The 8155-nt window shown below is 71.9% G+C and carries 6 protein-coding genes; 3 read left to right on the top strand and 3 right to left on the bottom strand.

What is annotated here, in order from left to right; genetic code table 11:
* Positions 1-96: 96 nt before the first annotated feature.
* The 3 genes from AC4IJH_RS42725 to AC4IJH_RS42715 form a co-directional block, all read right to left on the bottom strand.
* Complete coding sequence (locus tag AC4IJH_RS42725) at positions 97-2367, bottom strand: serine/threonine-protein kinase (protein ID WP_490857443.1); 2271 nt, start codon at positions 2365-2367, stop codon at positions 97-99.
* Positions 2368-2415: 48 nt separating this feature from the next.
* A complete protein-coding gene (locus tag AC4IJH_RS42720) occupies positions 2416-3333 on the bottom strand; it encodes an oxygenase MpaB family protein (protein ID WP_490857442.1) in 918 nt (305 codons plus the stop codon).
* A gap of 467 nt (positions 3334-3800) precedes the next feature.
* Entirely contained in the window at positions 3801-5270 is a 1470-nt protein-coding gene (locus AC4IJH_RS42715; protein WP_490857441.1) for an MMPL family transporter, read from the bottom strand.
* Between the two features lie 865 nt (positions 5271-6135).
* On the opposite strand from AC4IJH_RS42715, the gene AC4IJH_RS42710 reads away from it, so the two are divergent.
* The 3 genes from AC4IJH_RS42710 to AC4IJH_RS42700 form a co-directional block, all read left to right on the top strand.
* On the top strand, positions 6136-7071 hold the full coding sequence (locus tag AC4IJH_RS42710) for a 3-oxoacyl-[acyl-carrier-protein] synthase III C-terminal domain-containing protein (protein ID WP_490857440.1): 936 nt from the start codon (positions 6136-6138) through the stop codon (positions 7069-7071).
* Positions 7072-7220: 149 nt separating this feature from the next.
* Complete coding sequence (locus AC4IJH_RS42705; protein ID WP_490857439.1) at positions 7221-7487, top strand: acyl carrier protein; 267 nt, start codon at positions 7221-7223, stop codon at positions 7485-7487.
* Positions 7484-8155, top strand: a 672-nt coding sequence (locus tag AC4IJH_RS42700) for a hypothetical protein (protein WP_490857438.1), incomplete at its 3' end; no start/stop codon positions are given. The genes AC4IJH_RS42705 and AC4IJH_RS42700, both read left to right, overlap by 4 nt.

The raw sequence follows: 8155 nt of genomic DNA, 5'->3' as shown, positions 1-8155 counted from the left end.
GCGTACGCGGACGGCAGGGCCGGAGGGGCGAGCGTACGCGGACGGCAGGGCCGGAGGGGCGAGCGTACGCGGACGGCCGCGCCCCCTCCCCCTCCGCTACTGCCCCCGGTCCCGGCCCTGGCGCAGCGCCGCCACCCTCCGGTACAGGGCCACCGCCTCGGCGGAGCGGCCCAGTTGGTCCAGGCACTGGGCCTCGTCGTTGCGGCTGGCCAGGGTGACGGGGTGAGCGGCGCCCAGGACCCGCTCGCGGGCGCCGGCGACCTGGCGGTAGACGGCCAGCGCGTCGCGCCAGCGGCCCAGCCAGCCCAGCGCGACGGCGATTTCGCGGCGGCTGACCAGGGTGTCGGGGTGGTCGGCGCCCAGCTTCTGCTCGCGCAGCACGGCGACCTCGCGGGCCTCGGCCAGCGCCTCCTCCCAGCGTCCCAGGCGGCCGAGGTTGACGCCCAGGCCGTGGCGGGCGCGCAGGGTTTCGGCGTGCTCGGGGCCCTGGGCGTCGGTGCGGGCCGCCACCAGCTCGCGGTACAGCTCCAGGGCCTCGGCGCTGCGGCCCATCCGCCCCAGGCTGATGCCGACCTCGTGGCGCGCGGCGAGGGTGTCGGGGTGCTTCTGGCCCAGGGCCTGGGCGCGGGCGGCGGCGACCTCGCGGTAGGCCTGGAGCGCCTCCGGCCAGCGGCCCAACTGGCCGAGCGCGTAGGCGACTTCGTAGCGGGTGACCAGGGTGTCGGGGTGCCGCTCCCCCAGGACGCGGGCGCGGGCCGCGGCCACTTCCCTGGCCATGGCGTAGGAGTCCTCCAGGCGTCCGAGCCGGCTGAGGCTGAAGGCGAGGTTGTGGCGGCAGCGCAGGGTGTCGGGGTGGTCGGGGCCGAAGACCCGCTCGCGCAGGGCGAGTACGGCGGAGTAGACCTGGTGTGCCTCGAAGTGCCGGCCGAGCTGGCCGAGCACATAGGCGGTCTCCTGGCGGGCGGCGAGCGTGTCGGCGTGGTCGGGGCCCAGGGTGCGCTCGCGTCCGGCGGCGACGCGTTCGTACTCGCGCAGCGCGTCGGCGGCGCGGCCCGAGCGGCTGAGGGTGAAGGCGATCTCGAAGCGGCTGGCGAGGGTGTCGGGGTGGTCGGGGCCCAGTGCGTGCTCGCGCTCGGCGGCCACCGCGCGGTGCACCTCCCCCGCCTCCTCCCAGCGCCCCAGCCGGCCCAGGCTCAGCCCCGCGCTGTGCCGTCCGGCCAGGGCGGTGAGGAGTTCGGGCGAGGGGGTGGGGCGTTCGGTGACCGGCGGCGGGGCACTGCCCGAGCCTGCGGGGTCGGCGGCGTAGGTCCAGGCGCCGGTGAGGGCGTCGGGCGGCGGGGTGTGGTCGGGGCGGGGGGTGCCTGCTTTGGTGCCGGTGGTCATCCCGCGGGTCCAGGAAGGCAGGCGGGCGCCGGGAGGGGGCAGGGGCGGGGAGGGGACGCGCAGGGTCGGCGGGGGGCCTTGCGGGGTGCGGGCGGTGGCCAGGCGTTTGCCCAGTTCGGCGGCGTCGCGCGGGCGGTCCTCGGGGTCCTTGGCGAGCAGGTCCAGCACGATGCGCTCGTAGGCCTCGGGGAGTTCGGGGCGGCGTTCCCGCAGGGGTTCGGGGGCGGTGTCGCGGTGTCCGACGAGTACCGCCCAGGCGTCGCCGAGGTCGAACGGCGGGACGCCGGTGGCGATTTCGTACAGGACGCAGCCCAGGGAGTACAGGTCGCTGCGGTGGTCGATGGTGCCGCCGCCGATCTGCTCGGGCGACATGTAGTGCGGGGTGCCCATGGCGATGCCGGTGCCGGTCAGGCGGGCGGTGAAGCCGATGTCGTGGCCGAGTCTGGCGATGCCGAAGTCGCAGATCTTGACCGTGCCGTCGGCGATCCGCACGATGTTGGCGGGCTTGAGGTCGCGGTGCACGATGGCCTGTTCGTGGGTGTAGGCCAGGGCCGCGGCGACCTGGTCGGCGATATCGGCGAAGTCCGGTACGGGCAGCGGGTCGTGGCGGTTGTCGGCCATCAGCTGGCTCAGGTTCCGGCCGTCCAGCAGCTCCATGACGATGTAGAGGATGCCGTCGTCCTCGCCGAAGTCGTGGACGACCGTGATGCCGCGGTGCTGGAGGGCCGCGGCCACCCGGGCCTCGCGCCGGAAGCGCTCGCGCAGCACCCGCATGAAGGACGGGTCCTGCTGCTGCCCCATGGGCTTGAGGCACTTGACGGCCACGTGGCGCCCCAGTGACTCGTCGCGCGCCCGCCACACCTCGCCCATGCCGCCGCGCCCGATCAGGTCGAGCAGGCGGTAGCGGCCCTGTATGAGCCGCTTTTCCGTGCCGTGCCCCGACTGGCCGGGCTGCCCCGGCGTGCTGGTCGTGTTCTCCGCCATCGCGTGCCGCCGCCCCCGTCCGCCGCGCGTCCGCCCCCGCGGCTCCCCCTAGGAACCCTGCCGGTCCAGTATGGCGGCGGAGCGGCGGAGCTTGTAGGGCGCTGGGCGGGTGCCGGGGCCGAGCCGTGCGACGGCGCGCAGGATGTGCCGGGGCGGCAGCTGCCAGCGCACGGTGTCCGGGACGGTGCGCAGGACGGCGCCGGCGGCGCGCAGCCGCCGGGTCACGGTGGCCGGTGGGGGTACGGCGTGTCCGTACAGCGCATGGGCGTACGGGGGCAGCGCGGCGTACGCGAGGTCGGCGACGCGCCGCCACACCAGCTCCCGCGCGGGTACGAGCAGCGGGTGCGTCGGCGGTCTGCGCAGAAAGCCGTCGACCGCGCGGGCGTCGGCCGTGACGGCCAGGCGGGGCTCCATCTCCCGGAAGTACGCGGCCAATTCGGCCCGATTGCCGGGCACGGTGGCGGGTTCCAGGCCCACCAGACGGGCACTGACCCGATGTTCACCCAGATACGCATCGGCCTGCGCGTCGCTGACCGGAAATCCGGAGCGGCGTACAACGTGCAGATACGAGTCCACTTCAGCGCAGTGCACCCACAACAACAACTCCGGCTCATCCACAGAGAACCGCTCGCCGGTGACCGGATCGACGGCGGACAGCCTGCGATGAATCCCGCGAACCCTGGCCCCGGCCCGCTCGGCGGCCTCGGTGGTGCCGTACGTGGTCGTCCCCACGAAGTTCGCGGTCCGCATCAGCCGCCCCCAAGCGTCCTTACGGAAATCGGAGTTGGCCATCACCCCCCGCACCGCCCGCGGATGCAACGCCTGCAGATACAGCGCCCGCACCCCCGCGATCCACATCATGGGATCGGAGTGCACCTGCCACGTCACCGACCCCGGCCCGAACAGCCCGGGATCCCCACCACCCACTTGCTGTCCGCCCTCTGCCGCGTTCGCCGTCTCCACCATCACCGCACCTCTCACCGCCGGGTGCTGTGCACCGTGACCACAGCTCGTCTGTGTCGCCTGCCACTTTCTCTGGCCTGCGGATCTGCCGACTAAGCGCTCCGCTGGAAGCGCGATCGTGAAACCGCGAGCCGGTCGCGCCGTTTCCCGCGCCCTGACGGGGCACGGAAGTGCACCGGACTTCGCCCAGGCCGTGTTTTCGTCGTGTGTCATACCCAGAGCTCGCGGCGCCAAGTCGACGATCGGCCCGCAGCCGCCCCGCCAGGCACAGCCCTGCGCAGGGCATGCAGCTGACGTTGTCGCGGCCAGCGGCTCACCTCGTTGCGGGACTCCGGCCGCTCCGTGACCGCCGACGCCTCGTTGACGCTGACCGAGATGCTCACCCCGGCCCTGATCGAGCAACATGTGGGCCGACATGGACGTGAGTGCTCCCCCGGCGTCGTGCCTCGCCCGTCCTCAGCCCGCCAGACTCAATGATCAGTAGTGCTGGACGTCCCGTTGCCGAGGGGGAGGTCCCTGGCCGCGGGGATGCCGCGCAGCCGCCAGCGAGTGCCGCCCAGCAGAACCACCATCGAGGGCAGGGTCAGTGCCCGTACGACGGTCACGTTCACGACGACGGCCGCGATCAGCACCGTACTCAGCCGACTCACCTCGACGGTGCCCATCCGCTCGGCGAGCACGAAGACCGCGCACATCACGACGGCGGCACCCGTCACGGCGTCGGAGGTGGCGGTCACCGCGCGCGCCGTGGCCTCCCGCGCCGCCATCGCGTACCCGACCCGGTCGAGGATGCGACCGACCACCAGCCGGTGGAGGGGGACGGCAACCGCAAGTGCCAGGACGAAGCTGAGCAGCCAAGTCCAGGCGTCCATGGTGTCGTGTCCCCAACTGCCGGGCAGCTGGCCGGGTTTCACGGCCCACCGGACCAGTGTGCTCAGGCCGCAGGCGGCGGCTGCCGCGAGGGCGCTGGGCACGGTGACGGCCAGTGCCGCGGGGGCGGAGCGCAAAACCGCGGTCATCGCGGCGAAGGCCAGCAGGACGGCGGGCAGGGCCACAGCGATCAGGGCACCGGCGGTGCTCGCGGAGCCCTGGGCGGCTTCGCCGACGGCCGCCGGCACGGCAGGGCCACCGGGGTCGCCCGGGTGCCACCACAGCGAAGGGATGGCGAGCGCGAGAAGGGCGAGCGCCGAGGCCACCAGCGTCCCCGCCGGGAACCGCACGGCCGGGCGCAGTAGGAGGGGCCACAGGCGCGGCGGGCCGAGCCGGTAGGCGAGCCGCCACACGAACGGCAGCCGGGGCCAGCCCAGCCGCCGTCCGAAGCGGCCGACGACGGCCGGCAGCACGGTGAGCGCGGCCAGCTTGCTCGCGACGACGGTGAGGATCACGCCGGTGGCTACGGCGGACAGCATGGCGTCGCCCGCCACATACAGCCCGGCGGTCACCGCGATCGTGATGCAACAGGACACCAGGACGGACCTGCAGGCCGCGGCCGCCGTCGCGGTAACGCGGGGACGCAGCGCCCCGTACCGACGGGCCTGCCGCTCACGCCACAGAAAGTACACACAGTGCACCAGGCTGAGTGCCGCACCGATGACAGCTACCAGGGCGCACACGGATTCCGATGGGCTGGGCTCGGCGAGCAACTGGCCCACGACCGCCCACCAGCCGGTGGCGGTGGCCACCACGGTGAGGGCAACGAGCACGGACACCACCGCCGGGAGCACAGCCGCGAGAAAAACGGTCAGCACCGCCAGCATCACAGCGGCTCCCAGCAGCATGTCTCCCGTTGGCTCATAGTCGGCGATCCGGCCGTCGAGGGTCTCGTCGACCGGCATGCGCTGCGACGCCATTCCGCTGCCGACCGAGGCCGCCATGACCGTCAGCCAGAGAGCGATCGCCTGCCGCGGGCGGCTCGCGCTCCACTTGGACACACCGTTCACGGCCTTTCTCAGGCACGTCGTGCCCACCACTGGTCCACCTAATCCTTGAGTATGCGGTTCCGGTGGGCCCGTCAGAAGGGGCTTCCGGATTGGTCGAGTGACGTGGTGGGTTTCGCTGCGGTCACGTGGGCACCGGGCTGACTCCTGGGTGCTCCTGGCCCCCGAGGCCTTGAGAGAGAACGGTTGCTCCCGGTGTCTTCGGGCCGCCGTGAAACCCACCGCGTGGGCCGAGCGTTGATCGTCGTGGTGTGAGCCCGCCGCAGGCTGACCCCCTCGTTGTCCACGAGCCGTTGAGCTCTGACGAAGACCGGGGCCCGTGCGGTGCGCTGGTGCCGCGAACGGCTAGTGAGACGGCGGACCTTTGAGTCCTGGGATTAGGTCGCCGCGTGCCCCGCACAGGCTTTCCACCTGCGCAAACGCACGAGGATGGGAGAACCGCATGATCGGCCAGCTCCACCACTGCCTGCAGACTCGGCAGCCCTTCGACGAACAACATGCCTTCACCGCCTCCTCAGCCGGTATCGCCGTCGCGGCTTGACTTCTTAGGCACGTGAGATGTCTCTCTGCCGAGCCTCGTCGGGATCTTTCGCTCCAGCGCCGGACGCAGGCTCCTGGACGCATTCCATGGTGGTCGCCCGGTCTACCCGACACACAGGTGCTAGCACGCCTAGTGAGGTGGGGTTAGCCCTACCCCGGCTCCCGTGCCCAGCCGCTACCCCGCGCACGCGCCGCCCACGCGCCCGCTTCCTCGTCATCGGCCGGTCACTCAACTGTCAGCAGTGGTCGCGAGACTGTCCGGGAGAGTGCCTCGGCGGAAACGGGAGACGGGGAGCGCAAGCATGCCGAGATTTGCCGGAGCGGCCCGATGACATCCATCGCAGCTGTTTCCACGTATCTTCCGCAGAGTGTGCCCATTGCCGAACTCCAGGAGAAGGAGGGGCTGGGCGCACGTCAGATCATGATCTTCAAGCGCTTCTACGGCCTGTCCAGTGTGTGCCGTGACCCGGAGCGCGACGAGGAAGGGCTACTGCTCGCCGCGGCCGCCAAGCTCGACGCGCTGCGCGGCCAGGAGATGCACGTCCGCTATGTCGTGCAGGCCCGGACCGTTGTCAACAGCCGTCCGCAGCCCGCGGATTCGCTCCGGCGTATCTGCCGGGAACTGGGGCTGGAGCACGCCATGGCCTTCTCGGTGTCGCATCACGCGTGCGCCTCGGGACTGCAGGCAGTGGACATCTGCGGGCGACTGCTGGCCGCCGACGGCGACCCGCACGCGCTGGCGCTCCTGCTGACCGGCGAGAAGACCTTCACTCCTGCGGTGCGCTGGGTGCCGCGCAGCAATATCGCCAGCGAAGGCGCGGCGGCCGTGCTGCTGCGGGCCCCGGGCACGTCCGACAGCGACCGGGTGCTCGGACAGTCCATCCGCGTGTACGGGCAGTTCCATGCGGAATTCATCACCGGCGAGGCATCGTCGAAGGAATTCAACGACCTGTACCCGGAAGCAGTTGTCGAAGCGATGCTGTCCGCCTGCGAAAGCGCCGAAATCACGCTCGACGATATCGATCTCGTCATCCCGCACAACGTCAACACCATGTCCTGGCGAAGGATTTCGGAACTGCTCGGCATGCCGATGGAACGCATCTTCGTGGACAACATCCCGTTGATCAGCCACTGCCTCACCGCGGACCCGTTCATCAACTACGAGACGGCCGGCCGTCTCGGTCGGCTGCGTCCCGGAGCGCGGTATCTACTGGTCGCGGCCGGGCTCGGCGCGACGTTCTCGGCAATGGTCGTGCAGCACTGAATGGCCGCAGCCACCTGGTCCGGGAGCACGAGCGCCCCGAGGACCTGCCGCGCCGCCAGGACCTGTTCGAGCCCGGTGCGCCTGCCGCCGGCCCGACCAACCGCGTACACCCCGACAACGCGTACACCCCCGACAAGGAGAACGACACCATGCCGCAGCTTTCTGACACCGCAGCCCAGGACCGGACCATCGACACCGTCCGCACCGTGCTCTGCGAGGTGCTCGGCCGCGAGCTGCCGGACCTCGGCCCCGATGCCAGGCTCGTCGACGACTACGGTCTGGACTCCGCCGGTGTCCTCGACCTGCTGCTGAGCCTCGAAGAGACCTTTGACGTCGAATTCGACACCGAGAAGCTGGAGATGAAGCACTTCGCCACCGTCCGTACGCTGGCCGACTACGTGGCCACCGCACAGTGACGGCACTACGGCTCGCGGGGGTCGGGCACCGCTCCTTCGGCAGCAGGACGCCGGCCCCCGCCGATCCGTTCCTGGTCCGCTACTACCAGGACATGGCCGACCTGTACGGGACCACGTTCGACCAGGAGCGGCTGGAGCGGGCCAACCGGAACACTTTCTCCGACATGGCAGCAGGGCTGCTCGGCGAACTCCCGCCGCTGGACGCTCCGTTGGATCTGGTGATCGTCACCTCTGCCGTCCCCGACTTCGACTCGCGCCAGTCGGCGGTCTCCTGCCTCGCCGAGGCGGTGCCCGGCTCACCGACGGCCTTCGCGCTCGGCGAGCAGGGCAACGCGGCCCCGCACACCGCACTGCGGCTGGCCGGCCAGTACGCGCGAGCCGGCGGCAGCCGGCGCGCGCTGGTCACGGTCATGGACCAGACGACGGCGCCTGCCGACTCCGGGCCGCCCCGACAGGGCGAGGACGCCCGGGACGGCGCCGCCGCCCTGCTGCTGACCACGGACGGCCCCGGTGCCCCGGTTACGGTGCGGCAGCACAGCGGCCTGTCGCCCCAGGAGGCGTACGAACGGCTGCGTGCCGCGCTGATGGGGGCGTCGGTCCTCATCGCGGGCCCCGGCCTCGATCCGCAGCTCGGGGGGGGGGGGGGGGGGGGGGGGGGGGGGGGGGGG

The organism is Streptomyces sp. UF-297 (assembly GCF_058245575.1).
This window is presented reverse-complemented; position numbering and strand designations above follow the sequence as displayed.

Excerpts from the sequence above, each read along its gene's own strand:
- AC4IJH_RS42705 (WP_490857439.1), top strand. The coding sequence starts at position 7,221 with ATGCCGCAGCTTTCTGACACCGCAGCCCAGGACCGGACCATCGACACC.
- AC4IJH_RS42720 (WP_490857442.1), bottom strand. The coding sequence starts at position 3,333 with ATGGTGGAGACGGCGAACGCGGCAGAGGGCGGACAGCAAGTGGGTGGT.
- AC4IJH_RS42725 (WP_490857443.1), bottom strand. The coding sequence starts at position 2,367 with ATGGCGGAGAACACGACCAGCACGCCGGGGCAGCCCGGCCAGTCGGGG.
- AC4IJH_RS42710 (WP_490857440.1), top strand. The coding sequence starts at position 6,136 with ATGACATCCATCGCAGCTGTTTCCACGTATCTTCCGCAGAGTGTGCCC.